Below are 25108 nucleotides of genomic sequence, written 5' to 3'. Positions count from 1 at the left end.
AACACGGACTAAAGTCCGTGGGTACGTTACTTCAACGCGGCTACTTTATCGAGGTCGACTTCTTCGAGTGTCGATTTGAGTTGGCTCATTTCGATGCCGTTGCCTTTGGCCGTGACGATGAAACGGTTGTTGATCAAAACTGCAATTTCACCATCCTTGCTGGCGTTATCGTATTTTTCATAGGCTTTGTAATCGCCGTATTTAGTCGTTTTTTCGTAGCCGTTCTCGGTTTCCTTGTCTACCTCGATGATCGACCAGGCGGCCAGACCCATCAAGGCCCCGGTGCCGCCCGCGTCGACGATGTTGATCTCGACGGATTGGCTACCGTCGTCGTTGCGGTATTCGCCCTGGGCCGTCGAAATGTTGAAACCGGCCATGCCGTTCTTTTCACCGGAGGCTTCCTTCCGGGCCAGCCCGGCGGCATCAGCGGGCAGCAGGTCTTTCAGCTTTCGGAAATCGACGGTTTCGACCGGGCCGTTTTTCGACATTTCTTCGGCCTGATCGGCCATCTTTTTCAGCGCATCAACACTCTCGGAGGCTGAAATGGACGTGCCGTCGTCCGACGACTCCGCTTTTTCTTCTTCTTTGTTTCCTCCGCAGCTTGTCAGCAGGGTGGTAGCCAGAAGACAAATGGATACAGATTTGACCAGTTTCATGCAGGTATCGGGGTTAAGTCGGGAATGTGGGGCAAAAAGTAAGCAGAATTTCCCGGCTTTGTATCCATTATTGAGTCATCGGTAGCAAACCGGCCCGGTTGTTATTTTCCGGATGCGGGTGTGGGCGGTTGCCGGCGGAAACTGATAACCAGCAGGAAAATGCCTGCCAAAACCGCCGGAATGCTCAGAATCTGGCCCATGTTCAAGGCCAGCGAATTTTCAAACTCAACCTGATTTTCTTTCAGGAATTCGTAGAAAAACCGCAGGCCGAAAACGCCGATGAGGAAAATGCCGAGCAAGCTGCCGCGTGGGGTGTTGGCCTTGTAGCGGCTCCAGAACCAGAACAGAAACAGGCAAATGATCAGGCACGAAATGGCTTCGTACAACTGCGCGGGGTGGCGGGGAATTTGCAGGTACTCGGTGTTGTTAACAAACACGAAGCCCCAGGGAACGTCGGTCGGTCGGCCGACAATCTCGGAATTCATCAGGTTGCCCAGGCGAATGAAACAGCCACCCAGTGCGACCGCGATCACGATGCGGTCCGTCACCCACAGGAAGGTCTGGTTGGTAGCCTGGCTGGATTTCCGGCGCGAATACAGCCACAGGCCGGTCAGAATTCCGACGGTAGCGCCGTGGCTGGCGAGTCCACGGTAAGGCGGCAAAATAACCTCCAGCGGGTTTTTGAAGAGAACCTCGGGTTCGTAGAAAAGAAAATGGCCGATGCGAGCACCCAGAACCGTGGCAATAACCATGTAGAGCGTGAGCGCGTCGATGTCGCTGAGCGGTTTACCTTCGCGTTTGAAGATGTAAATCATGATCTGCTGGCCCAGCAAAAAGCCGAGGGCGAACAGCAGACCATACCAGCGAACGGAGAATGTACCGATTGAAAACAGTTCGGGATTGACGTCCCAGATGATGTAGGAAAGCATTCGAGTGATGGACGAGTTAACGAATAGACCCGCGCAAGTGGTTTAAGGTTTGAATCGTTTCAAACGGCCAACGCTAAAACGCGTCGGCAGGCGAGCAAAGATAGAAAAGATTTAACGAACGAGTTGGATACCGACTATGAAAACCGTGCTGATTGGTTTTGTCCGCATCTACCAGGGCGCTATTTCGCCCTACCTGCCGAATGCCTGTCGGTACACGCCGACCTGTTCGCAGTACATGATCGAAGCCATTCAGAAATACGGCCCGGCCAAAGGCGGTGCGCTTGGCCTGAAGCGAATCGCCCGCTGCCATCCGTGGGGCGGCAGTGGCTATGATCCGGTGCCTTAAGTAGATCGGTTTTGGGTAAAAACTGACATTTTGGCGGACTCAATGTGCATCGGTCTGGCTTGCCTGATTCTTGCCTCTGGACTCCGAATGGAATAAACACACGACGATTGACGTATTGACATGGAAATTACGGCAGATAACCGATTGAGACGACTAATTGTGGTGGGCGACCGGGTGTTGATCAAACCCAAAAACCCCAGCGACCGCACCAGCAGCGGGCTATATTTACCCCCGACGGTTCATGAAAAGGAACAGGTGCAGAGTGGCTACGTGATCAAAGTAGGGCCCGGCTACCCGATTCCGGCCCCGGCGGAAGACGAACCCTGGAAAGAAACTGAAGAGAAAGTGAAATACATGCCGTTGCAGGCGCAGGAGGGTGATCTGGCGCTGTATCTACAACGTAACGCCGTCGAACTGCAATACGAAGACGAAACGTATTGCATCGTGCCGCAGTCGGCGATTCTGTTGCTGGAACGTTCTGAAAACCTCTTTGAGTAACAACGGGTTTAGAGGGTATACGGCGTAAACTCAAAACTTCCGGTAAACACTATGCACACGGGATGGTTGTTAGGTATACTGATTAGTATAACCCTTATAGGAACGATGGAAAGTATCGGGAATATCACGAAATCGCTGAAAGCGGTTTTGGACGAAAAGCGCGATCACCGGCGGGTGCTGGTACTGTATGGCCGCGACGACGTACAACATTTCTTAATTGAACAACAGGAAGCATTACATGCCGAGCAAGACGGCGTTGCCGAACGCGACCTGGATGTGATTGTGCTCGTGGCCTCGACCCTGCCCGAACCGGATCGGCAGTTTATGATGCACAAACCGTTTGAATTGATGCCCTCCGACAATTTTCGCGGCTGGCTGATCGGCAAAGACGGCGGGGTGAAACACCAGTTTTCAAAACCGCTCGAACCGAAAGAACTCTTTCGGATCATCGACAGCATGCCCATGCGCCAGGCCGAAGCGAAGAAGCAGTAGGAATAGTTTATGGTTTACGGTTTCTAATTTACAGTTTAAGTCCCTGAAAAGAAGATGTGTAGCTCTCAGTAAGACTGTAAACTATAAACCGTAAACCACAAACTTCTCATTTAAACCGAGCCGCTTCGGTAATGCCTTTCCAGGTGTCGGTGCGGAACGGGACTGCCGGTAATCCCGCCTGATTGTACAGATTCACCTCGCCGTTGTCGTCGGCCCAGCCGTAGCGCACCGCGACCGGCGTGGTTACTGTATTGGCGTACACCACTACTTTATCACCCTGAATCTCGGCTTTGGCCCAATGGAATTGCTGGTCGGCTCCGGCCACTTCAAAGCCTTTCAGGTAACCGTATTTGTCGGTCGACATTAACCAGCTCCCCACGTGGTCGAAGGTCAGCAGGGCTTTGTTGCCGTTGATTTGCATTGACTTGAAAACCGGCCCTGAATAGTCCAGATTTTGCCCGTAGACGGTTTTGAGCGCGTTGAGCGCCAACCGCTTGCCGACATCCTGCTTGTTTTTGGGGTGAATGTCGTTCGGTTCGCCGATGTCCGAGGTGACGGCCATGCCGGTATTCGGCAGCGTGAGCGTCATCGTTTGGGCTTCCCGCAGTTCGGCCCAGGAACTGCCTTTGGCGCTGTTGCCGTTCCCGGCGTTGAAGCTCGCCAGTTGCACGAATAGAAACGGAAAATCGCCCTGCCCCCAGCGGCTGCGCCAGTCGTTGATCATCAGTGGAAACGCTTTCCGGTACTGATGCGCCCGGCCTGCGTTGGTTTCGCCCTGGTACCAAATCACGCCCTGCATCGCATAGGGGATGATCGGAGCCACCATCGCATTGTACAGAATGGTGCCGGTCAGGTTCGGATTCACGAGCGCAGCATTCCGGCTGTAGTCGGCGATGCGGTATTTCCAGTCGCCCGCCAGCGAGATTTCCTTGCCAAAACCGGCCAGCTTGAACTGATCGTCTTTGGCCGTAAAACCGCCCCCTCCGCCGGTGTCCTCGACGCGCACGGCGATGACGTTCCGACCCGGTTTCAGCGTTCCGGCGGGGATGGTGTACGCGCGCGTCGGCCCGACTTCCGCCGTAGCGCCCACCTTCACGCCGTTGAGGTAGGTTTCGTCGGCATCGTCGACCTGCCCCAGATTCAGCACCAGTTCTTTCCCGGCCAGATCGTCGGGCACCGTGACTTCACGCCGGAACCAGACCACGCCGTCAAAACCGGGGATGGCCCGCCGGTCGAACAACTCGGGCAGGCGCATCGTCGGCCAGGCTGCGTCGTTAAAGTCTGTCCACGACCACTGTTTCACCTCGTCGGGGGCGGGTACTCCACCCTGCACTTTAGTGATTTGGGCTAGAAGCTGTTCCTGCCGTTGGCGCGCGATGTCTTCCAGGCTTTTGGGCATGGCCGCCACCGCCGGTTTGAACTCCTCGAAGCTTTCCATCGCTTCTCGGCTCGTCCACGACTCCGACTGCGTGCCTCCCCAGGAGGTGTTGAGCAGGCCAATGGGCACGTTGGGAAGGTTCTTCTGCAATTCGCGGGCGAAGAAATAGCCGACGGCCGTGAAATCACCGGCATTGTCGGGCGTGCAGAGCTTCCACTCGCCCCCTTTGATGTCGTCTTTGGGCGTTAGACTGAGGTCGTGTGGTACTTTGAAATGCCGGATTTGTGGGTAATCGGCTGCGCTGATTTCCTGGGCCGCATCCCGCGACGCCTTCACGGTCCACTCCATGTTCGACTGGCCGGAGCAGACCCAGACCTCGCCCACCAGCACATCGCCGAAGGTGACGGTGTTTTTCCGGCCCCGGACGGTCATCACGAACGGCCCCCCGGCTTCGAGCGGATCAAGTTGCAGCCGCCACTTTCCGGTTTTGTCGGCCTTGGCGGTTTTGGTCTGGGGGCCAAACAGCACGGTTACTTTTTCGTTGGGATCGGCCCAGCCCCAGACCGGGACCGGTTTCTGGCGTTGAAGCACCATGTGCGAACCGAAGACTTTCGGTAAGCGAACGTCGGCCCAGGCGGCCCAGGTCATCAGGATGAGTCCGATAAGGGGAATCTGACGAAATGTGCGGAACATACGAAACGGGTTTGGAAGAAGGATTTTTCACGAAAATGCTTGAATCGGTCGGAAAAATACGGATATTTAGCCGAACGTGTCATTCCCCTTCATGAAGCTTGACGATTTTCTGAGGCTCCCGCACAGCCACCAGCAGGAGCAACTCTGGTTCCGGGGCTCGGTGCTGGCCAACCGGTACGAAGACGCCCACATTTTCCTACTCTACGCCCTGGACCTCTTCTTCGTGGAGCTTCAGTACGACGCTCTCGACAGCAAACTCCTCCGCATGTCGGCCTTCACCTCCACCGAACCGCTCACGCCGTATCTGCCGCTCCTGCCGGATGATTTGCTGGAGGAGTTGGGGTGAGTGTTAACTCAGCCAATTTTATACGGAATGCGTCATTCGTTTGCCACGCATTGACTGGGTACAGCCGATCATAATCCGTTTGTTGCTTTTGATCGGCCCTCTAGCGTCCTGGCGGTATAAATGCTTACCGTGTCCAAAGAAATAGTTGGGAAAACCTTCAATGTCCTAAATCCGTTCAATGCGCTGAATAACAGAAACTTTTTTAGCCCTTGAGATTGCAATGATTGTGGGTATTTTCTATGATTGCAACCAAATCATTTTTGTGGGCAAAGTTACAGTATTTACTCAGTCCGCTTAATACGTTCTTGTTGATTGTGAGCGATTTGGTATTAGGCGGATTTGCTACAATGATAGGTTGGGTGGAGCAAACAGAATAGTGTGTTTGCCATCGTCTCGGCGACAGGTCGCATGGCTCAAACAGGGTAGCGGTTTTGGGTAGCGGCTCCGGTTGACAACCAGACGCCCCACAAGTCGGGCTTGGAAAGGTTTGGCGGCTTGTTAGCGACAGGGCAAACGCTCCATAGTTGCGGCCTGACAAAGCGGTTGAAGTACATCCTCAATCTTTGAATTTCAAACTATTTTACAAACTTCAATATTTTTTTCAAAATGCCAAGTTCTAACTTTTTGAGATACAGATGGACATCTATATGGATTATAGCAGGCATTTCCATTGGCCTTATCTTTGTTGTCTCCTTTTCGTTTTTCGAGCAATTTAATTACTTCCTTCTTTTGCTTTGGTCTTCTGCTTATTTAGTGATCGGAGCATTAATCGGATTTATTTTTAGTGTCCCGAAAATAGTATCTGAACCTTCCCAACAACCAGTAGCATTATCTGCCGAAAATAGATCCAGAAGAGTAGAAGAAAATACAAATCTCACTCAAATATCCGATTGGTTGACCAAAATATTAATAGGCGCAGGGTTAGTGGAAATTAAAGATTCACCAAAATTTATTCTACAAATTGGTAAAGTTATGGGGCAGGGTATTAGAAAAACCCCAAACCCACTTGAGACAATAGACGCTGCAACCACTGTGAGTGTAGCCATTATTTTGTATTTCATAACTTGGGGATTCATTAGTGGCTACTTAGTTATGAAATTAGTATTAACCGACCAGTTCGCCGAGAATGAATAATACAAAAAAGTATTCGTTCCGCGCAGACGGCTTGTCGGGCGACAGGCAGCACGTCACGTAGGACGGTTTTCAGCCCAACTGCACGGATGCGTAAAGGTCGCAGGTACGAGTGTTTAGTCCGATTTCCGCCCACCATCAACACTTGTTGACGCTGCAAAAACCTCCCGACCCCTTCTATCATTGTAAGCATTCGGCTAACAGACCCTCTGCTTCCAATTCAGAATCCCAGCCGACGCGGGATGCACCTTTTGCTTTTTTGTACTAAATTGTATGTATGAAAAGCGAGAAAATTCAACAGTTGAGCAACGAGCTTTGCGAAAACAGAAGAAAACCACCGAGGTCGCAACGGGTACGCTGGCTGGCATGTTTATCGTCCTGCTGATTGCTGTCATCTACTTATGCATCAACCAAAGGTTGCCACTGGACTCCCTTTTCTCATCACCTGCTTTTCCCTGTCTCCCATTATCTTTATCAACCTGGCTACGGTACGGGCCATGAAAAAGGAACTCCAAACCGAAATTAACGGCTTTAATGGTGCATTGCGCTGCCACCTTTTTGGGAGACAGGTAACTATCCAAATTTTATAAAAATTTCATTTTACTATACTGATTGACAGTATTTTATAGTCAAGTTTGCTCAATCAACACGATCGTATGACCGAGGACAACAAAGCGAGTTTACTCCGGGGCAATGCCGCGATTATGGAAGGCAACTATGAAGAATTCCTTGCGCTCTGCACCGACGACACCGAATGGACCTTTGTCGGCGATACGGTTCTGAAAGGCAAAGAAGCCGTGCGCCAATGGATGGCCACTACATACACCGAGCCGCCAACGGTGACGGTCGACTACTTGATTGCAGAGGGTGACTTCCTGACCGCCGTCGGCACCGTAACCATGCGGGATGAAAACGGCGAGAAGGCTCTTTACAACTACTGCGATGTCTGGCGTTTTCGCGATGGCAAACTCGCCGGGTTACGGGCTTTCGTGATTAAAACCGGGGTTTAAACGGCCTGCGATCAGCGCAAAACTAAACTTTAACCGAATTTTCGACACATCAGTATTCTTGATTATATCGATTGTACGTTTACCATGATACGGTTTTTGCTGGATATTGAGACTACCGACATTATTGTCATTACGGATAATTCAATTCAAAGAGTCGATTCCTACTTTATCGCCGATTTTCTTGAAATAAAGAAGAACAAGGACGGTGAATATGATTTATCAATCAAAGAGTTATTTGCCGAGCTGTTACACTATTGGAAGGCGCTGTTAAGCGAAGACACAAGTGAGGTGTTTCTGCTTTATGATTTGTCGGATCAGTTCATTGCTGGCTTTCATCTGGAAGACTATGATTTCAAAGGCCGAAAATATTTAAGAATTACCAAAAAATCGACGCCGGAACTGACGGGTTGGTCCCTGACAAAACACACAAAACTGTCGGAGTTAACAAGTAAAACGTGGAATACAGACCAGGTCTTTTCGATGCAGACAAACCGCAAAGCTATTCTACGCGGAATGGATTGGAGCCTGGAAAACCTGCGAATCAATACAAATCCGGTGAACTTATGATAGGGGCGGTTTTCGGCGTCCGTATAACCTTAGTTCTTACAGCGGTTTTCTTACGCAGTTTATGGTACTAAAGAAAATAACTAAACCGTAGGTTTAGGCTGAGTTGCCGAGCTTCTGTTGGCCGCTCACTCGATCTGATAAGGGATCCGGTTACAACTCTTTTCATGGCTGCTGCACGCGTCAGATTTGAAGATAAGAACTTTAAATTAGAGCGTTCAAAATACTGATAGCCAGTATTTTGAGTCAACTGCATTTGTTTATGGCAAAAAATGGTTATTCTTGTTGACTCCTCAACCAGTAACCAAAAGCTGCGGCAGTTATGAAATCCCGGATTTGTACAGTAATTCTTCTCTTGCTTGTTCACATACTGCTTTTGGGTTGCTCAGGCTCAGCCCAGGAATCCGATAGCCCGCCCTCCGAATACATTCGGAATGAAGCCGAAAATCCGGGCGTTATCGTATTTGTACACGGCGTTACGGGCAACAGCAAAGACACCTGGACTCATCCGGTTTCGGGCGCTTATTGGCCTAACCTGATTGCCAACGACAGCGCGTTTAACGGGTTTAATGTTTACGTTTATAATTATCCTTCCCCCGCTTTGGGAAAAAGTTATAACATCGACGAGGTTGCCGAAAATATGCGGCTTGTCCTGAGTAACGATAAAGTATTTAACCATAAGCAGGTTGTCTTTCTCTGCCATAGCATGGGCGGTTTGGTTACCCGCAGTTATTTGTTGAAAAACCGGGATTTGATCCCCAAAGTAGCCATGGCCTATTTTTTTGCCACACCTACGACCGGCAGTGAAGTAGCCGGAATCGCCAAACTTCTGAGCAATAATCCGCAATTTGGCAAAATGCTTTCGATGGATTCGGATAGCTATTTGGCCGACAAACAACGAGACTGGCAGTCGGCCGGAATTACATTTCCCTGTTATTGTGCTTACGAAGTCCGGGAAACCTATGGACAGAAGATTGTTCAGCAGCAGAGCGCCACGAATTTATGCAACAAACGGTTAGACCCGATCGACGCCAACCATATCGATATCGTGAAGCCCGCCAATACCGGGAGTATCCCTTATATAGCGTTTAAAAGTGCGTTTGAGGAAGTGTTTACGCAAAAAACACAGGCATTGAATGACTGGAAACGGTACATGGACGTACGCATAACGAGCGGAACATGCCCCGATTACTACATTCCGCCGACCGACATTCCGCTAATCGAAGGGTCAATGCAAAGCAATAATCAGTTGTATAATCATCCTTCCGGGTATCCCACCTGGCCCATTATTGCCGATATCCACAGTGTATACAATCACTTTGTAACCATCGAGAGTACGTTAAAAGGAATCGAAAATAGCTGGATCAAATTAGAGAATAAATTTGCCATTACCTTCAGCGTCGACACGGCGGCTGCACCGAAGGATGTCGATGTGGTGCTGATGGGAGAATGTGGAGACGGTGGAGATCCGCGCTACACCAAAACAGTCATCGGACTTGATCCGGCGAATGCGGAAAAGAGAATTCCGGTTTCGTTTAATGCACACCAATTCTACACGCTCCAACCCGGTGAATTTGAACTGTTTGCCATGAATTTTACGTGCAAAGTGCCCGGCGTATACTCAATTCAATACGAATTACCCTTTAGTATTTCGGGCAAAACCGGACAGATTTCGCATCAGGTCCGAGAAGAGAAGTTTCGGATTGTTTGTCCTAAATCCTATACCCTCTGGGACACGGGTTTCCTCGACGAAAGGAACACATTGACCCGGATTGAAACCTACCGCTGGGATGGACAAACCTACCAGGGTAAAGCGCACCCGGATGTTGGCGCCACGACGGAATTCCGGGAAAAAGCGCTTTAATGAAAACGCCGAGGATTCACCTTGTGGCTGGTTCATATCAATTTTCTCTTAGTCAACCCATCCATACGCTTTCCGGACTTCCTCGTAATTGCTGTAGTCGATTGCGGCCCGGCGGCCGTTGATGACATTATTGGCCGTGACCATCACGACGCGAATGGCTTCGAAGTATTCGCTGCCCGTCTGAAAATTGACCGTCCGGCGCAGGAACAGGCCCGCCAGCGTTTGCCCACCACCGGGCGCAATGAAATGCGTGTAGCCGTTGCCCCGGATGGTTTCACCGGGGATCGAAAACCAGTACGGTTCTTCCACGTTGTTGGCATTCCGGGCCGACTGCTTGACGTACACATAGAACATACTCTTTTCGACCACATCCCGGTTGATGGCCTGCGGTAATGGCAGCAGCAAATCGTTCTGACCGTCGTGGCTGCGGGCCGAATAGTTGATCTGCTGGGCATTGGCCGTGCCGTCGGCACCCTTATCGCCTTTGTCCCCTTTATCGCCTTTTTGGCCCGTGGCTCCGGCGGGTCCCTGGGGGCCTTGCGGTCCGGCCGGTCCCTCCAGGCTCTGGCACGCTGTTATCCAGCTCATTAGCAGCATCGTCGTCACCAGGCGTAAATACCTTTTCATACGGAATCAGGTCTATTTGTAAGGATAGCTATGAATTTATCGATCACGAAGCTAACAAGATTCTGAATTACTCGTCTGCCTTCGGCCGTATCCAGTGGCAAAAACTTAATTTGCTTTGGTGCGAGTCAATCAATCTGTAAATGCTAATGTGTTGATTCGATGAATAAATTGACTTTTTTTGACGAGAGCTCAAGTAGGTTCAAGCCAAATTAATCTTTTCTCCATACAAATTTCATCCGAATACCCATTGCTTCCTTTCCTACGGCGATGGTAAGCCCGTCGTTCTCCGGGCGGTTTTCTCGCTGATAGGCAGTTTCAAGTGCGTTTGAGTGCCGTACCGCGTACCATTTCATCCGTTTCATTCCCAATCTCTAACTTTTTTCTCTATGAAAAAGCTTCTACCATTCCATCATCGGGTCAGGTGTACTATGCTGCTGGTCAGTATGCTGCTAACCTGCCTGGCAGGCCAGGCCCAGGCGCAGAGTGTTTCCGGCCGCATCACAGCCGCCGAATCCGGAGAACCCCTACCGGGCGTGAGTGTGGTCATTAAAGGAACCACGCAGGGTACCAACACCGACAATACCGGAAAATACACGCTTCGGTTGCCGAACCCCAACGCGACGCTTGTCATCAGCTTTATTGGCTACCTGCGGCAGGAAGTGGCCGTCAACGGCCGGTCGACGGTGGATGTGGTGCTGGAAGTCGATACCAAGTCGCTGGATGAAGTCGTCGTTGTGGGGTATGGAACGCAGGAAAAAGTGAACCTGACGGGGGCGGTCGGGCTGGCCGACCGGAAACGGCTCGAAAACCGCCCGATTGCCTCGGTAGGCGAAGGTTTACAGGGGGTGATTCCCAACCTGAACGTCAACGTCCGGAACGGCGACCCGGCCCAGCCGATTACCTTCAACATCCGGGGCTATGAGTCGATCAATGGTGGTTCCCCCCTCATTTTGGTCGATAACGTACCGATGGACCTCAACCGGGTGAACCCCAACGACATCGAGAGCATTAGCGTCCTGAAAGATGCTTCGGCGGCTGCGGTGTACGGCGCACGGGCCGCCTTCGGGGTGGTGCTGGTGACGACTAAAAGCGGCAAGAGCGGGAAAATCAACGTTTCGCTGAGCAGCCAGTTTTCGCTCGCCAAACCGATTTTCAACATGGATGTCGTGACCGATCCCTATCAGTTTGTGACGGCCCGGAACCAGGCCAACATCCGGACCAGCGGAGTTCCGGCCTACGACGATGATATGGTGGCGGGTACCAAAGCCTATTCCGAAAATCCGGCGACGGCCCCCCAGTGGAAGGTTGTGAACGGGGTGTTGCGGTTTTACGGCTACAACGACTACCAGAACCAGATCATGACTAATTACGCGCCGACGAGTCAGCACGATTTGTCGGTATCGGGCGGCTCCGAGAAATCGAAATACCTGGTGTCGCTCGGGTATTTTTCCAAAGATGGCTACCTGCGCTACAACAACGAAAAGTTCAAGCGCTACAACATCATGATGAAGGCAGATTTTCAGGTCAACAACTGGCTGAGTCTGGACGAAAAAGTGATCTTCAACTCGCAGAACAGCGATAAACCGCACTTCTACAACTGGGATGTGAACATCAACTCGCTGGCCCGCGTTAACCCCATCATGCCGATTCAGTTTCCGGATCTGGAATACTACATCACGCCCGGCGACCGCGAGAAATACGCGCCCTACATTGGGAAGTATTTCGGCGGGACCAACTTCTTCCCGTACCTGCTCGACGGGGGGCGCACTACTTACACGAACAACGACCTCTGGCTGACGCAGGGCGTAACCCTGACCCCCGTCAAAGGACTGAAGATTCGCGGGGATTTCTCCTACAACATCTTCAACCGGATTTACCAGGATGTGCAGAGCAAAATTGACATTGTAGATGCGAACCTGCTGGCCGCTAACCTGGTCAGCAACGGTTTTAGCGGGGACGACTGGATTCGGAACGAGAACAACTACAACCAGTATTACGTCCTGAATGCCTTTGCCGAATACAAATTACCGCTGCCGGTGAGTCATAATCTGACGGCGATGGTGGGCTTCAACCAGGAACGCGGTTTGTATAACTACACGGGCGCCCAGGCCCGGGCGCTGATTACGCCCCAGGTGGTCGACCTGAACGCGACGACGGGAACGCAGCAGACCTTCGGCAGCAAGTCCCACGTGGCGCTGCGCGGGGCTTTTTACCGCCTGAATTACAACTACAAAGAGAAGTACCTGATCGAATTCAACGGGCGCTACGACGGTACCTCCCGGTTTCCGAAAGACAGCCGGTTTGGCTTTTTTCCGTCGGTCTCGGCGGGCTGGCGGATCAGCAACGAGAGCTTCATGGCCGGAACCGGCTCCTGGCTCGACAACCTGAAGCTGCGGGCGTCGTACGGAACGCTGGGAAACCAGTTGCTGGGTACCAATTATTACCCCTACGTGGCCACGATGGGAACGGGTCTCTCGCCATACATGTTCTCGAACGCCCAGATTCCCTTTGTGTCGGCCGCCGGGCTGGTGAGTCCATCACTGACCTGGGAATCAGTGGTTTCAAAAAACATCGGGTTGGATGTTACGATGCTGCGGGGCCGACTGGATGCGTCGCTTGATGTGTATTCGCGCGATACCAAGGACATGTTGATGGATGTGTCGTACCCGGCCATTCTCGGCACGGCGGCACCGAAAGAGAACGCGGCTGATCTGCGGACCAACGGCTGGGAACTGTCGCTGACCTGGCGGGACAAAATCCGGCGCGACTGGAATTACGATGTAACCCTGGCCTTGTCGGACTGGACGGCCACTATCACCAAATTTAACAACCCGACCGGAGCCCTGCCGAACAACAGCAACATTTACTACGTGGGTCAGAAACTGGGCGAAATCTGGGGCTTCGAAACCGCCGGTATTTTCCAGACGACCGATGAGGTAGCCCAATCGGCCAAGCAGACCAACATCGGGGCCAACTGGCGTCCGGGCGATATCCGGTATGCGGATCTGAACGGCGATGGCAACATTACATTTGGTAAAAACACCCTCAGCGATCCCGGCGACCGGAAAATAATCGGCAACACGACGCCCCGCTATTCGTTTGGGTTGAATGGCGGAGTGGGCTACAAAGGCTTTCGGCTGACGGTTTTCTTCCAGGGCATCGGCAAAAAAGACCACTGGCCAACCTCGGATAACTGGACCTGGTTTTTCCCCTACAACGCCGGACACGTCGAGAAATACTACATCACCGACACCTGGACCGAAGAAAACCGGGATGCTTATTTCCCGGCAGCCCACATTTCCACGAACGACAAAAAGAACGTGCAGGTGCAATCCCGCTACATCCAGAGTGCAGCCTACGTTCGGCTGAAAAACATCACGTTAAGCTACGAGTTGCCGTTTGACCTAATGAAAAAAATCGGCATCAGCCGGGCGCAGGTATTTGCCACCGGGATGAACCTCTGGGAATACACCAAGATGCGCAAACCGCTCGATCCCGAAACCATTCAGTCGGCGGCTATCGAGTATCCCATGCAGCGCATTGGCACACTGGGCCTTAATCTCTCGTTCTAATAACCCCAAATGAAATTGACTATGAAACGATATAATTTGCTTGCTGGCCTGATCTTCGGGACGGCATTTGTCTTCAGTAGTTGCAACGACGAATTTCTGGAGCGGTATCCGCTCGACCGGATCACGAACCAGACGTTCTGGAATACCGAAAACGATTTGCGGGTGTACAACAACAGCCTATATGACCTGGCCCGCAACGACGATAATGTGCCCATTCTGCACGCCCATTTCAACGGGTTCGATAGCCATTGGGGCAGTGTCTGGTTTCAGGATGAATTTGCCGATAACATGGCTCCGCGTCACGCCCGGCATACCTTTTTCCAGCAGGTCCGGTCGGGCAAACACACCACGCCGACCGATCCGCAACAGTTTGGCTACAAGGGCTGGAATTTTGTCCGGGCCATCAACGTCGGGCTGGCCAATTACGACAAAGCCGCGGTCTCGCAGGCTATTAAAGATCGCTACATCGGCGAGGCCCGGTTGTTCAGAGGGTGGTTTTATGCCGAAAAAGTGCAGAAGTTTGGCGACGTGCCGTTTGTCGAGAAAGAATTGAACGTCGATTCGCCCGAACTGTACGCGGCCCGCACCCCCCGCGAGGAAGCGATGAACAAAGTCCTGGAAGACCTCAACTTCGCGTCCACGAAACTGCCCGATAGCTGGGGCGACGGCAATGCGCCGGGCCGCCTGAACCGCTGGTGCGCCCTGCTGGTGAAGTCGCGGGTGTGTCTGTTTGAAGGAACCTGGCGGAAATACCACGGGGGAGCCAACGCCACGATGTGGCTGGAAGAAGCCGCCAAATCCGCCAAAGAATTGATGGACAAAGGCCCTTACCGGCTTTACAGTACCGGTAATCCAAAAACCGACTACAACGCCTTCCACCGGGTGCTGAATCTGGCCGGGAACCCGGAGGTCATGTACTGGCGGAGATACCAGTTGGGCGTCTTTACCAACCATGTACAATCGTATTTTGAGTACGCCGGTGGGGCCACCAAGAGCCTGGTCGAAGATTATCTCTGTACCGACGGGTTGCCCATCACGTTGTCACCCCTCTACAAAGGGGACGCCAAGATTGAAGATGTGTTTGAAAACCGCGATCCGCGTCTGCGGCAGACGGTTTTGCACCCCGAGGATGCGGCTTTCTACAAGTACCATCTGGCCGACGGGCGTCCCTATCCCCGGATTCAGGGCATGGAAGGCGGTTATCTATCCACCACTGGGTACCACATCATCAAGCATTATAACGCCGATGACATGATCGGGAAAGCGTTCGATACCGCCGAATCGCCCGCCATCATTCTGCGTTTTGCCGAAGCCCTGCTAAACTACGCCGAAGCCCAGGCCGAATTGGGTAAAATCACCCAGGCCGATCTCGACGCCAGCATCAACAAACTGCGCGCCCGCGTAGCCATGCCGAACCTCGAACTGGGCAAAGTGCCGGTCGACCCGCGTTATACGGCCGACGGTGTTTCTCCGCTGATTGCCGAAATTCGGCGTGAACGGCGCGTCGAGTTGTTCATGGAAGGCTTCCGGTACAACGACCTGAAACGCTGGAAGCAGGGCAAAAAACTCCTGATCCCGACGATGGGGATTCGCTGGGATGCGGCCGCCATTGCGCGTTACCCGAAAGCGACCGTCCAGACCATTGTCGACCCGGTTTCGGGCCAAACCTACATCGACGTGTACAAAGGCACCGACTGGGCCAACCCGGTTTTTGACGAAAACAAGCATTACCTCTGGCCCATCCCGTTGAATACACTGGCCCAGAACCCGGAAATCAAGCAGAATCCGGGCTGGTAAGCTGGCTTCACTTGTGTTATCAACCCGTCTGCGCCGTCCTGATTCGACGGCCGGACGGGTTGATTATTCGCTGATTTCCTCCGCATACACCAGATACTCCGTCAGCAGCGCCAACGAGTGCGCTTCGCAGGTCCAGTCCATCCGCACCAGCCGCGATTGGGCCATGCGGTTCAGCAACGGGTTTTGCGAAGCCGTCAGCATTCCGGCAATGAAGAACGAGTAGTCCCGAATGGCTTTTTCGGGGATGGCCGCAACGTCCAGCCGGGGCGGTTTTTCACCGAGTTGCAGCAGCGAGGTCGAAACAATAACGCGGTCGAGTGGCGATAAGTCACCACTCAGTAATTGGTATGCATCCCGGATCAGCAAGGGCCCGATGGTTTCGAGCGGTTTGGGGCGGAAAGCCGCCAGCAGCATGGCAATGTGGTACAGAATCAGGGCCGGGCGCGGGTAGGAGTGCGAACACCGGAACGGATCGCGGAGGTAGTGGCCTTTTTCAACCACCGACCGGATGAACATCAGGCTGTCGGCGTCGTACTCGTTCAGCGGAAGATCATACCGGTAAATGCAAAACAGGATGTTGCACAGCACACTGGCATCAAATTCGACGGGCATGTTTTTGCCAAACCAGGTCGAATACGCCCGTAGGTGAGCCACGTCCGGAAACGAATCCTGCACCTGCCGGGTCGCCAGGTTGGCGTGGAGCGTTAGTTTGTGTTTGAACCAACGCAGATCCTCCGCCGAAGGTTGGCTGGTCAGGTAAATCATGGCCGTGTCATCGGCATCGTCGGGGAGCCGGAAGTGCTCGATCCGGTGCAAAAACCGTCCGTTGGGAAAATGCCCCGAAGGGCGGCCGTTTTTTGGCGTAACGTAAAAATTGTACGTCTGGAGTCCGTCCTTGTTCTGAAAATCCGGATAATGCCGGACCGCCTGTTCCGCCATCCGGTCGACGGTTTTTTGTAAATCGACGGGAAGCCGGTTTTTGATCTGCTGAAGGGTAAAAACCGTACTGGCCGTAAAAAAGACATTCGTGTCCGGCCGCAAATAACCCAGCACCAACGGGTTGCGCCGGTAGGAGGGAACCAGCCCCGCCGGGAAACAAGGCTGCGGTTCCGACTGAAGCGCAGCAATCCGGTTTAGGAACCCGGCTAGTAACGAAGTTGACGAAACCATAAGGCCCAAAAATACGGTTGAATCCGTTAACATCAGTCTACTCCGTTAAATCGGCGTTCCGATTACCTTTCATCCGCTAACTTCTTGCAACCACCTGCGGTTCTGCGTAGTTTCGTTAAGACAATAGCCAATTTAATACAATGACACCCTTTCGGAAACACACCATTTTACGCCGGGTAAAAGATATTACGCTTAGTACCACGCTCGGGTTAGCCCTGCTAAACGGAACGGCGGTTTTGCAAAGTTGCGGGAATTCCGGCAACGCGGATTACGAACAGGCTGAAGGTTCAGGCTCGTCGGAGCAGTTCGGGAAAGGCGTTCGGACGTACATTACTGAAACCAGCCCCGGTAAATTCAAAATCACCGACGAGGTGGAAGTAGACCCGAAGCAGGCTGGGGCCATAGTCAATTACGCCGACGGCCACCGCGATACGCTCAGCGTGGAAGCTGCCCGCCAAATGGTGCATTCCGATCCGTCGACAAGCCAGTATTTCAACAACCCGGCCGCTTATCACCACCACAGCGGGTTATCCAGTGCGTTGCTCTGGGGCGGTTTGGGCTACATGCTCGGCCGCTCGACCAGCCCGCGCATCGCCGACGAACGGCGGTACAGCTCCGGTTTTTACACCAATCCGCAGACCTACGAACGGGCCAGCCGAATCGGTGAAACTGTACGAAGTTCACGCATTAGTCGGCCGTCCGGGGGACGCAGCGGTTTTTTCGGTGGGAGTCGTTCGCGTGGTTTTTCCTCTTAATGAGCAAAAAACGGTCCGCTGCTTACGATTAGTAATGCCGGTTTTCCTGCTTTAGTGGATACGTAGCTCAAAGCAGAAAATGAAACGAATCTGGGTATTAATGATCCTGATGGGGGCGGTTTTGGGCATCAACCCGCTCCAGGCGCAGGACATTCTGATCGTAGCCGATGAAATTCCGGCGATGGAAGTACTCGCTTCGGCCTTCCGGACGCAGGAAAAACTGGACTGCAAAATCGTGACCCAAACCGAGCTTCCGGCGTCGCTGGCCCCTTTCAAAGCCGTGTTGGTGTACATTCACAAAGACTTGAACCCCGAACCGGAACGGGCCTTTATCCAGTATGCACGAAATGGTGGACGGTTGGTGGTGCTGCACCATTCGATTAGCTCGGCCAAGCGGAAAAACGCCGAATGGTTTCCGTTTCTGGGCGTGACTTTACCCCAAAAAGACGTCAACGAAGGCGGTTACAAATACGTTGGTGACATCAGCATGGAAGTGGTCAATCTGGCTCCCCGGCATTTTATCACCACGCACCAGATCCGGTACGACACGACGCTGAGCTACCAGCGCGAGGAACAAACCGCGATGACCGCGTATCCCGGCATTGTCCTGCACAAAACGGAAGGCTTTCTGAATCACCAGCTTTCCAGCCCGAAAACCGTGCTGATGGGTTACAAATTCCGGGATGCGACGGGGAAGCTTTGGATGCAGGACCGGGCGACGTGGTACATGCCGACGGAGAAAGGCTGGGTTTTTTACAGCCAGCCGGGCCACGCCGTCAGCGATTTCGAAAACCCGCACTACGCCCGGGTGATCCTCAACATGGTAACCTGTAAAAAGAAGCATCTTGTTCGGTAAAAGCCGGGGGCGGTTCCTCTCTTTTCAAAGGAAAACCGGGTTAGGATAGCATTAAAGGCCGCTTGTGCTTTTCTTTGTAGTAATCACTAGCCTGCACGGGATGAAAAACCGCTTTACGTACGCTGTGCTGTTGGCGTCAGCACTTTTTGTCAATGCCTGCCAAACCAAACAACAAAACGCGGAGTCGACTTCGCCCACCGATTCGACCGAAATCCTGGCCGAACGGCCGGGTACTGACCCGGACGCACCGATGAGCGACTGGATGAAAAAGCTGGCAGGCTCGGATGAAGGCCTGTTTCGGGGCGTCAACCTGGGCGACGCCGTCGCCGTCGTGAAAGAAAAGGAAGAGGCCGAACCCTTCGAAGAAGACGCCAGCCACATCGGTTATACAATTGAATACCCCAACCTGGAATCGGTTGACATTCAGTATTTTCTCGACAAAGCCAAAACTGTAAGCCGCATCGAAGTCGATATTTACCTGAATAACCGCCCGTCGGTCGATGAACACCTGAAAGAACTGACAGCGTACTTCAACCGCCGGTTTGGCCCCTCCGGCGCGCAGACCTGGAAAGGGCCGGGCGACCAGCCAATTGTGCTAAAAGATGTTTCCAAAGGCAAGGATTTTGGCCTGAAGCTGACGTTCGGCCGGATGATCAACGCCTGAAAATAGGAAGGCCCGATCTAACCAGACCGGGCCTTCCTGCATTGTAGTCCGTAGAGTCAGTTTACAGTTTTTAGTTTAAAGTTGTGTGGGTTAACTGTTGATTATTAGCTAGACCAGACTTCTTTTAACTGTAAACTAAAAACTATAAACCACTGAACTACTGGACCTTGTGCATCCAGCCGAACATATCGTTAATCCGGCCGGTCCGCAGATCGTTGAGGTAGTTGTAAATACGGGTTGCCAGGGCGTTTTCTTTCGCAATTTCGGGCAGCATGTAGTCTTTGCCCTCAAAACCGATCAGCGAGTAAGGCGATACCACCACGGCAGTTCCGGCTCCGAACGCTTCGGTCAGGTTGCCGTTTGAAATGCCTTCAATCACTTCCTGAATCGATACTTTCCGCTCTTCCACCGGAATACCCCAGCTTTTGACGACTTGAATGATGCTGTCGCGGGTAACACCTTTCAGAATTGAATCAGAAGTCGCCGGGGTTACCAGTTTGCCATCAATGACAAACATGATGTTCATCGTGCCTGATTCTTCAATGTATTTATGTTCGGTAGCGTCGGTCCACATCAATTGATCGTAACCTTCCTGCTGGGCCAGCATTGTCGGGTACATCGAACCCGCGTAGTTGCCCGCGCACTTGGCATAGCCAACCCCGCCCGGCGCCGACCGGATGTAGTCGGTTTCGACTTTCAGTTTGGGCGGTTTGGTGTAGTACGCGCCCACCGGACAGGTAAAAATACAGAACCGGTAGGTTTTCGACGGTGCCACACCCAGGTACGTATCCGTTGCGAACATGTACGGCCGGATGTACAGCGAGCTATCGGGCGTGCTTGGTACCCATTCGGCATCGACCCGAAGCAGCGCTTCCAGACCACCCATGAATACATCCTCCGGAATCGTGGGCATACACATCCGTTTGGCCGACTCGTTCATCCGTTCCCAGTTGGCTGTCGGCCGAAATAGCAACACTTCGCCCTCCTGGCTTTTGTAGGCTTTCATGCCTTCAAAAATCGACTGCCCGTAGTGGAGTGACGATAGCGCCGGACTGAACACGAAATCGCCAAACGGCACCACCTGTAGGTTATGCCATTGGCCATCCACAAAATCGGCCACAAACATGTGGTCGCAAAAATGCTTGCCAAACGGCAGGTTGTTGAAGTCGACCTCCTCAATCCGGGAGCGTTCTGCTTTTCTCAGCGCGATGGTTACTAAATCGGTAGTCATGATGGTATAAGGCAAATCTGAGCAACTAAAAAAGCCGTCAGGAAGTTGATAGTCAGCAAATGTAGAGAAATCTCCCGCAAGTGTCCAGTAAAAAATAGTTGTTATGCTAATTATTTTTTCAGCGGTTTTCGAAAATCCAAAAAACCGGGATGAACGGCCTTATTGCTGGACGCGCGGTTGCCAGGCGATTTCCTCGGCGCCCAGTTCCTGCGTCATTTTTCGGCATAAAACAAAGAGGTAGTCCGACAGGCGGTTCAGGTATTGAATCACGAGCGGATCAACGGGTTCTACCTCGTTCAAGCCAATGACCAACCGCTCGGCCCGGCGACAAACCGTGCGCGCCAAATGACCGAACGAAACCGCCTGATGGCCGCCCGGTAGCACAAATGCGCGCAGTTCGGGCAGTTCGGCATCCATTGCATCCATGGCCTGTTCGAGCAATTCTACGTCCGACGCCTGAATGGCGGGCAGCGGTTTTTTTACGGTTTTTTCCGGATCGGTGGCCAATTCGGCCCCAATCGTAAACAGCCGGTCCTGAATCTCCTTCAGCAACTCTTTGCGGTTCTCGTTCACCGGCTGATCCCGAACCAGACCGATCCAGGAATTCAGTTCATCGATGGTGCCGTACGCATCGATTCGGTGATGCGCCTTGCTCACGCGCCGTCCGCCGATTAGCGCCGTCTGGCCCTTGTCGCCGGTTTTCGTATAAATTTTCATGAGTATCGAGTCTTTTTGGGCAAAGATCGGAACCAAAACCGCTGTTTCGGCAAGAATTCTTGCGCTACTTTCCGGCGGGTTTGGGAACACAGCGCCGTAGCCCGTACCTTTGCGGCCCAAAGCCTGTTTCCAGGTCAACCAATTTACCGCATGAAAGTTACCACTTTTGCTATTCGTTTATGGAGACTGGCCTCCCTGATTGGGTTTGCCTCCTTACTGATTTATACCTACGTTTCGCTGGAAACCACGGTCGCCGTGGGCTTTACGCCCGATAGTCGGCCCGATGTGTTCATTAGCCGTGATTATTTGTTTTACGGCTGCGTGGCTATTTTCCTGATTAACAACACGCTCATCAACACGCTGACCAAACTGTTTCCGAAGGCATCCGGCACCGCTTTGCCGATTCCAAATCAACAACTGTGGTTACAAAACCGGACACAGTTGAACGAGATCTTCCAGAACTGGTTTTATTGCCTGATGGCTGCGGTCAATACGGTCATGGCGCTGGCCTTATTTGTGCTCGGCAAACTGAACCGGCAGTTGGGCTCGACCAGCCTGAGCGGCCACGAGTGGCTATTGCCGGTTTGTACGGCCATTATTGTAATTGTCGTCGTGTCGCTGCCGATCCGGCTGGCGATGAAACCCGCTGTTGATGAGTAACTATGGAGTCGATGCTACTCACTGATTTTCAGTATGACTTGCCCGATGAGCGTATTGCCCGGTTTCCGCTGGCGCAGCGCGACCGCTCCAAATTACTTACCTATCGCCGGGGCCGGATCGAACACCGCACGTTTTTCGAACTGCCGGAACTGCTGCCGACCAACACGCTGCTGCTGTTCAACGATACCAGGGTGATCCCGGCGCGGCTGCACTTTCAAAAACTGACCGGAGCCGTTATCGAGTTGTTTCTGCTCAACCCGGTGCCCACCGACCGGCTGGTGACCGAAGCCATGCAGGATCACCGGCAGAGTGTCTGGCAGTGCATGATCGGCAACCGCAAGCGCTGGAAACCGGACGAAGTCCTGACGCAAACGCTGCGGATCGGCGAGCAAACCGTGCCCTTGAACGCCCACTGGCAGAATGCCGAACAGGCGCACATCCGCCTGGAATGGGATTCCGACGACTCCTTTGCGGCCGTTCTGCACGAAGCGGGTAACATTCCGTTGCCGCCCTACCTGAACCGCGAGGTGACGGATGCTGACCGGGAAACGTACCAAACCGTGTATTCGCGCATGGAAGGTGCCGTGGCGGCTCCCACGGCGGGCCTGCATTTTACGCCCGCCTTGTTGTCGGAGCTGACCCGGCATGGCATCCAAACCGACTTTCTGACCCTGCATGTCGGGGCCGGAACGTTTCAGCCGATCAAATCGGCGGACGTTCGCCAGCACGCCATGCACACCGAGCAAGTCGTTTACTCGCGTCAGAATCTGGAGAATCTGGTGCGGCACACCGGGCCGGTGATTCCGGTCGGCACGACGTCCATGCGCTCACTCGAAAGCCTGTACTGGTTCGGCGTTCGGCTGCTCCACCAGGAGTCCGAGCCCTTTTACCTGGATCAACAGTATCCGTATTCGTTCGTAGAAGAGCAGTTGCCGACGAGAGAAACGTCCCTGAAGGCGGTTTTAAACTATTTGCAAAAAAACGACCAGCAGCAGATCGTGGCCCATACCGGCATTTATTGTATACCTGGCTATCGGTTTCGGCTTTGCGACGGATTGATCACCAATTTTCACCAGCCCGGTTCAACGTTGATCGTCCTGGTATCGGCCCTGGTCGGTGAAAACTGGCGGACTATTTATCAAGAAGCCCTGGAAAACGATTACCGGTTTTTAAGTTACGGCGACTCCTCGCTGCTTTTACCCTGAAACCCTATCTTTGCCCCCTGATTTATAGTCATGGATGAGTGACAATAGGCTCCGCCACCCGGGTTGCCGATTCGCTCATTCGCTCATTCACTCATTCACCATTAATAATGATTGATTTTATTGAAGAACTACGCTGGCGGGGCATGTTGCAGGACATGATGCCCGGAACGGAAGAACAACTCCGCAAAGAACCGACCGCCGGGTATATCGGTTTTGACCCCACAGCGGCCTCGCTGCACATCGGAAACCTGGCGACCATCATGCTGCTAGTGCATTTTCAGCGGGCCGGACACAAACCGATTGCGCTGGTCGGTGGGGCTACGGGGATGATTGGCGACCCGTCGGGCCGGTCGACCGAGCGGGATTTTCTGTCGGAAGAAACCCTGCGGTATAATCAGGAAGGTATTCGGGCGCAACTGACCCGGTTTTTGACCTTTGACGACAGCCCAAATTCGGCCGAGATGGTCAATAATTACGACTGGTTCAAAGGCATTTCGTTCCTGAGCTTTCTGCGCGAAGCCGGAACCCACCTGACTGTTAATTATATGGTGGCGAAAGACTCGGTCAAGAAGCGGCTGGAAACCGGGCTGTCCTTTACCGAGTTTTCCTACCAGTTACTACAGGGCTACGATTTTTACTGGCTCTACAAAAATAAAGGGGTTCGGCTCCAGATGGGCGGCTCCGATCAGTGGGGAAACATCACCACCGGAACGGAATTGATCCGCCGGAAAGAAGGCCGCGAGGAATACCAGGCTTTTGCCCTGACGACGCCCCTAATCACGAAAGCCGACGGAACCAAATTCGGGAAGTCGGCGGGTGGGAACGTCTGGCTCGATCCGGCCATGACCTCGCCGTACCAGTTTTACCAGTTCTGGCTCAACGCCACCGATGCCGATTGCCCCCGGCTGATTCGGGTGTTCACGCTGCTGTCGCGGGAGGAAATTGAAGACCTGGAGCGTCAGCACAACGAAGCTCCGCACCTGCGGATTTTGCAGAAAGCCATTGCGAAGGACGTAACCATTCGGGTCCATTCCCAAACGGGTTACGAACTGGCCGTGAAAGCCTCGGAAGTTTTGTTCGGAAAAGCCACCATTGATACTCTCCGAACCATCCAGGCCGACGAGTTTGCGGTTATTTTTGAAGGCGTGCCGCAAACCGAAATCAGTCGGGCCGAGTGGGAAGCGAGCAAAGACATCGTGGATTTGCTGGCCGTAGCTACCCGGGGTGAAATCTATGCATCCAAGGGCGAAGCCCGCCGGGCGCTGGCTCAGAATGCCGTTGGCGTTAATAAACAGAAAGTTACGGACAGTACGGCTTTGTCGGAACTGGAATGGCTCCAGGAACGCTATTTGGTGGTGGCCAAGGGCAAGAAAAACCACCTGATTAAGCTGGTGTAAAATTTTCAAAAATTTTCATTGGGTAACTTCCTGAGAACGAATGGCATACTAAAGGACTCAAAGAAGTTACCCAATTATTTTAAAATCAATACTTGACAAAGGGTAAAAAAAAGCGGTACTTTGCAGTCCCAAATCAGGGAAGGCCCTGACGGGGACGGTGAGTAAGCGACTGGTTTTCAGGTGTTTACGGGGTGGAAAAGAAAAAGAGTCTCGAAAATATTTTTTCTGTTTTTCTTTGAAACTTCAAACCAAACCGTTACCTTTGCAGTCCCAAATTAAGGGAAGCAAACAGACACGATTGATGGAGAACCTCAGGTTCTGGTTTCAATCCGATTTTCCAAACGCGGAAAATACGTTCTTTGACATAGTGGACAGTACAGCAACCACGACTAGACACAAGGGACCTGACAAACAAAGTTAGATTCTTATTTACAATGGAGAGTTTGATCCTGGCTCAGGATGAACGCTAGCGGCAGGCCTAATACATGCAAGTCGAACGGATGCCTTCGGGCATTAGTGGCGTACGGGTGCGTAACGCGTAAGCAACCTA

The 25108-nt window shown here is 52.7% G+C and carries 23 protein-coding genes and 1 rRNA gene; 17 read left to right on the top strand and 7 right to left on the bottom strand.

Features of this window, described 5'->3' with window-relative positions; all coding sequences use genetic code 11:
• Positions 1-26: 26 nt before the first annotated feature.
• The gene (locus ACO2Q8_RS28630; RefSeq protein WP_423348334.1) at positions 27-656 is read right to left on the bottom strand and encodes a transposase; all 630 of its coding nucleotides are present in this window, start codon (positions 654-656) and stop codon (positions 27-29) included.
• Positions 657-757: 101 nt separating this feature from the next.
• Complete coding sequence (gene lgt, locus ACO2Q8_RS28625; RefSeq protein WP_423348333.1) at positions 758-1585, bottom strand: prolipoprotein diacylglyceryl transferase; 828 nt, start codon at positions 1583-1585, stop codon at positions 758-760.
• 136 nt (positions 1586-1721) lie between these two features.
• Between lgt and yidD the strand changes: the two genes are divergently transcribed.
• The 3 genes from yidD to ACO2Q8_RS28610 all read left to right on the top strand — a co-directional run bounded on the left by yidD (position 1722) and on the right by ACO2Q8_RS28610 (position 2921).
• Positions 1722-1931 (top strand): membrane protein insertion efficiency factor YidD, encoded by a 210-nt coding sequence (gene yidD / locus ACO2Q8_RS28620; RefSeq protein ID WP_423348332.1) that lies wholly within the window; start codon positions 1722-1724, stop codon positions 1929-1931.
• A gap of 120 nt (positions 1932-2051) precedes the next feature.
• Positions 2052-2429, top strand: a complete 378-nt coding sequence (locus ACO2Q8_RS28615) for a co-chaperone GroES (RefSeq protein ID WP_423348331.1) — start codon at positions 2052-2054, stop codon at positions 2427-2429.
• Positions 2430-2534: 105 nt separating this feature from the next.
• Positions 2535-2921: a DUF4174 domain-containing protein gene (locus tag ACO2Q8_RS28610; protein WP_423348330.1), complete on the top strand. Its 387-nt coding sequence runs from the start codon at positions 2535-2537 to the stop codon at positions 2919-2921.
• A 106-nt stretch (positions 2922-3027) separates the two neighbouring features.
• Here ACO2Q8_RS28610 and ACO2Q8_RS28605 read toward each other — a convergent pair whose 3' ends face one another.
• Positions 3028-4992 (bottom strand): sialate O-acetylesterase, encoded by a 1965-nt coding sequence (locus tag ACO2Q8_RS28605; RefSeq protein WP_423348329.1) that lies wholly within the window; start codon positions 4990-4992, stop codon positions 3028-3030.
• A 91-nt stretch (positions 4993-5083) separates the two neighbouring features.
• Between ACO2Q8_RS28605 and ACO2Q8_RS28600 the strand changes: the two genes are divergently transcribed.
• From ACO2Q8_RS28600 to ACO2Q8_RS28580, 5 genes are all read left to right on the top strand, one after another.
• Positions 5084-5338: a hypothetical protein gene (locus tag ACO2Q8_RS28600; RefSeq protein ID WP_423348328.1), complete on the top strand. Its 255-nt coding sequence runs from the start codon at positions 5084-5086 to the stop codon at positions 5336-5338.
• Between the two features lie 606 nt (positions 5339-5944).
• Positions 5945-6472, top strand: coding sequence for a hypothetical protein (locus tag ACO2Q8_RS28595; RefSeq protein ID WP_423348327.1), 528 nt, complete (start codon positions 5945-5947; stop codon positions 6470-6472).
• 653 nt (positions 6473-7125) lie between these two features.
• On the top strand, positions 7126-7479 hold the full coding sequence (locus ACO2Q8_RS28590) for a nuclear transport factor 2 family protein (RefSeq protein ID WP_423348326.1): 354 nt from the start codon (positions 7126-7128) through the stop codon (positions 7477-7479).
• An 84-nt stretch (positions 7480-7563) separates the two neighbouring features.
• Positions 7564-8046 (top strand): hypothetical protein, encoded by a 483-nt coding sequence (locus ACO2Q8_RS28585; protein WP_423348325.1) that lies wholly within the window; start codon positions 7564-7566, stop codon positions 8044-8046.
• A 352-nt stretch (positions 8047-8398) separates the two neighbouring features.
• The gene (locus ACO2Q8_RS28580; RefSeq protein WP_423348324.1) at positions 8399-9907 is read left to right on the top strand and encodes an esterase/lipase family protein; all 1509 of its coding nucleotides are present in this window, start codon (positions 8399-8401) and stop codon (positions 9905-9907) included.
• Between the two features lie 48 nt (positions 9908-9955).
• Here the strand turns inward: ACO2Q8_RS28580 and ACO2Q8_RS28575 are convergent, their stop codons facing one another.
• The gene (locus ACO2Q8_RS28575) at positions 9956-10534 is read right to left on the bottom strand and encodes a hypothetical protein (protein WP_423348323.1); all 579 of its coding nucleotides are present in this window, start codon (positions 10532-10534) and stop codon (positions 9956-9958) included.
• A 386-nt stretch (positions 10535-10920) separates the two neighbouring features.
• Here ACO2Q8_RS28575 and ACO2Q8_RS28570 point away from each other — a divergent pair, with 386 nt between their 5' ends.
• Both ACO2Q8_RS28570 and ACO2Q8_RS28565 read left to right on the top strand, forming a co-directional pair.
• Positions 10921-14106, top strand: coding sequence for a SusC/RagA family TonB-linked outer membrane protein (locus ACO2Q8_RS28570; RefSeq protein ID WP_423348322.1), 3186 nt, complete (start codon positions 10921-10923; stop codon positions 14104-14106).
• 21 nt (positions 14107-14127) lie between these two features.
• The gene (locus ACO2Q8_RS28565; protein ID WP_423348321.1) at positions 14128-15903 is read left to right on the top strand and encodes a RagB/SusD family nutrient uptake outer membrane protein; all 1776 of its coding nucleotides are present in this window, start codon (positions 14128-14130) and stop codon (positions 15901-15903) included.
• A 63-nt stretch (positions 15904-15966) separates the two neighbouring features.
• Here ACO2Q8_RS28565 and ACO2Q8_RS28560 read toward each other — a convergent pair whose 3' ends face one another.
• Positions 15967-17073 (bottom strand): hypothetical protein, encoded by a 1107-nt coding sequence (locus ACO2Q8_RS28560; RefSeq protein ID WP_423348320.1) that lies wholly within the window; start codon positions 17071-17073, stop codon positions 15967-15969.
• A gap of 140 nt (positions 17074-17213) precedes the next feature.
• On the opposite strand from ACO2Q8_RS28560, the gene ACO2Q8_RS28555 reads away from it, so the two are divergent.
• The 3 genes from ACO2Q8_RS28555 to ACO2Q8_RS28545 all read left to right on the top strand — a co-directional run bounded on the left by ACO2Q8_RS28555 (position 17214) and on the right by ACO2Q8_RS28545 (position 19348).
• Positions 17214-17828: a hypothetical protein gene (locus tag ACO2Q8_RS28555; RefSeq protein WP_423348319.1), complete on the top strand. Its 615-nt coding sequence runs from the start codon at positions 17214-17216 to the stop codon at positions 17826-17828.
• A gap of 79 nt (positions 17829-17907) precedes the next feature.
• Entirely contained in the window at positions 17908-18684 is a 777-nt protein-coding gene (locus ACO2Q8_RS28550) for a ThuA domain-containing protein (RefSeq protein ID WP_423348318.1), read from the top strand.
• A 100-nt stretch (positions 18685-18784) separates the two neighbouring features.
• Positions 18785-19348 (top strand): hypothetical protein, encoded by a 564-nt coding sequence (locus ACO2Q8_RS28545; protein ID WP_423348317.1) that lies wholly within the window; start codon positions 18785-18787, stop codon positions 19346-19348.
• Between the two features lie 157 nt (positions 19349-19505).
• Here the strand turns inward: ACO2Q8_RS28545 and ACO2Q8_RS28540 are convergent, their stop codons facing one another.
• Positions 19506-20579 carry a branched-chain amino acid aminotransferase gene (locus ACO2Q8_RS28540; protein WP_423348316.1) on the bottom strand — a complete coding sequence of 358 codons (1074 nt, stop codon included), beginning with the start codon at positions 20577-20579 and terminating at the stop codon, positions 19506-19508.
• Between the two features lie 159 nt (positions 20580-20738).
• Entirely contained in the window at positions 20739-21296 is a 558-nt protein-coding gene (locus tag ACO2Q8_RS28535; RefSeq protein ID WP_423348315.1) for a cob(I)yrinic acid a,c-diamide adenosyltransferase, read from the bottom strand.
• Positions 21297-21446: 150 nt separating this feature from the next.
• On the opposite strand from ACO2Q8_RS28535, the gene ACO2Q8_RS28530 reads away from it, so the two are divergent.
• The 4 genes from ACO2Q8_RS28530 to ACO2Q8_RS28515 all read left to right on the top strand — a co-directional run.
• The gene (locus ACO2Q8_RS28530) at positions 21447-21956 is read left to right on the top strand and encodes a hypothetical protein (protein ID WP_423348314.1); all 510 of its coding nucleotides are present in this window, start codon (positions 21447-21449) and stop codon (positions 21954-21956) included.
• Between the two features lie 11 nt (positions 21957-21967).
• The gene (locus ACO2Q8_RS28525; RefSeq protein WP_423348313.1) at positions 21968-23161 is read left to right on the top strand and encodes an S-adenosylmethionine:tRNA ribosyltransferase-isomerase; all 1194 of its coding nucleotides are present in this window, start codon (positions 21968-21970) and stop codon (positions 23159-23161) included.
• A gap of 110 nt (positions 23162-23271) precedes the next feature.
• Positions 23272-24558 (top strand): tyrosine--tRNA ligase, encoded by a 1287-nt coding sequence (tyrS, locus tag ACO2Q8_RS28520; protein ID WP_423348370.1) that lies wholly within the window; start codon positions 23272-23274, stop codon positions 24556-24558.
• 431 nt (positions 24559-24989) lie between these two features.
• Positions 24990-25108 (top strand): 16S ribosomal RNA (locus ACO2Q8_RS28515); the annotation flags it as partial.

This window comes from Larkinella sp. VNQ87, assembly GCF_049445795.1.
In the GTDB taxonomy this organism is placed as follows: Bacteria; Bacteroidota; Bacteroidia; order Cytophagales; family Spirosomataceae; genus Larkinella.
The sequence above is the reverse complement of the archived record's forward strand: the minus strand, read 5'-3'. Positions and strand labels throughout refer to the sequence as shown.

Excerpts from the sequence above, each read along its gene's own strand:
- ACO2Q8_RS28530 (WP_423348314.1), top strand. The coding sequence starts at position 21,447 with ATGAAAGTTACCACTTTTGCTATTCGTTTATGGAGACTGGCCTCCCTG.
- ACO2Q8_RS28585 (WP_423348325.1), top strand. The coding sequence starts at position 7,564 with ATGATACGGTTTTTGCTGGATATTGAGACTACCGACATTATTGTCATT.
- ACO2Q8_RS28550 (WP_423348318.1), top strand. The coding sequence starts at position 17,908 with ATGAAACGAATCTGGGTATTAATGATCCTGATGGGGGCGGTTTTGGGC.
- ACO2Q8_RS28605 (WP_423348329.1), bottom strand. The coding sequence starts at position 4,992 with ATGTTCCGCACATTTCGTCAGATTCCCCTTATCGGACTCATCCTGATG.
- ACO2Q8_RS28630 (WP_423348334.1), bottom strand. The coding sequence starts at position 656 with ATGAAACTGGTCAAATCTGTATCCATTTGTCTTCTGGCTACCACCCTG.
- ACO2Q8_RS28590 (WP_423348326.1), top strand. The coding sequence starts at position 7,126 with ATGACCGAGGACAACAAAGCGAGTTTACTCCGGGGCAATGCCGCGATT.
- lgt (WP_423348333.1), bottom strand. The coding sequence starts at position 1,585 with ATGCTTTCCTACATCATCTGGGACGTCAATCCCGAACTGTTTTCAATC.
- ACO2Q8_RS28565 (WP_423348321.1), top strand. The coding sequence starts at position 14,128 with ATGAAACGATATAATTTGCTTGCTGGCCTGATCTTCGGGACGGCATTT.
- ACO2Q8_RS28615 (WP_423348331.1), top strand. The coding sequence starts at position 2,052 with ATGGAAATTACGGCAGATAACCGATTGAGACGACTAATTGTGGTGGGC.
- ACO2Q8_RS28555 (WP_423348319.1), top strand. The coding sequence starts at position 17,214 with ATGACACCCTTTCGGAAACACACCATTTTACGCCGGGTAAAAGATATT.
- ACO2Q8_RS28600 (WP_423348328.1), top strand. The coding sequence starts at position 5,084 with ATGAAGCTTGACGATTTTCTGAGGCTCCCGCACAGCCACCAGCAGGAG.
- ACO2Q8_RS28575 (WP_423348323.1), bottom strand. The coding sequence starts at position 10,534 with ATGAAAAGGTATTTACGCCTGGTGACGACGATGCTGCTAATGAGCTGG.
- ACO2Q8_RS28595 (WP_423348327.1), top strand. The coding sequence starts at position 5,945 with ATGCCAAGTTCTAACTTTTTGAGATACAGATGGACATCTATATGGATT.
- ACO2Q8_RS28545 (WP_423348317.1), top strand. The coding sequence starts at position 18,785 with ATGAAAAACCGCTTTACGTACGCTGTGCTGTTGGCGTCAGCACTTTTT.
- ACO2Q8_RS28610 (WP_423348330.1), top strand. The coding sequence starts at position 2,535 with ATGGAAAGTATCGGGAATATCACGAAATCGCTGAAAGCGGTTTTGGAC.
- ACO2Q8_RS28535 (WP_423348315.1), bottom strand. The coding sequence starts at position 21,296 with ATGAAAATTTATACGAAAACCGGCGACAAGGGCCAGACGGCGCTAATC.
- ACO2Q8_RS28525 (WP_423348313.1), top strand. The coding sequence starts at position 21,968 with ATGCTACTCACTGATTTTCAGTATGACTTGCCCGATGAGCGTATTGCC.
- ACO2Q8_RS28570 (WP_423348322.1), top strand. The coding sequence starts at position 10,921 with ATGAAAAAGCTTCTACCATTCCATCATCGGGTCAGGTGTACTATGCTG.
- ACO2Q8_RS28540 (WP_423348316.1), bottom strand. The coding sequence starts at position 20,579 with ATGACTACCGATTTAGTAACCATCGCGCTGAGAAAAGCAGAACGCTCC.
- yidD (WP_423348332.1), top strand. The coding sequence starts at position 1,722 with ATGAAAACCGTGCTGATTGGTTTTGTCCGCATCTACCAGGGCGCTATT.
- ACO2Q8_RS28560 (WP_423348320.1), bottom strand. The coding sequence starts at position 17,073 with ATGGTTTCGTCAACTTCGTTACTAGCCGGGTTCCTAAACCGGATTGCT.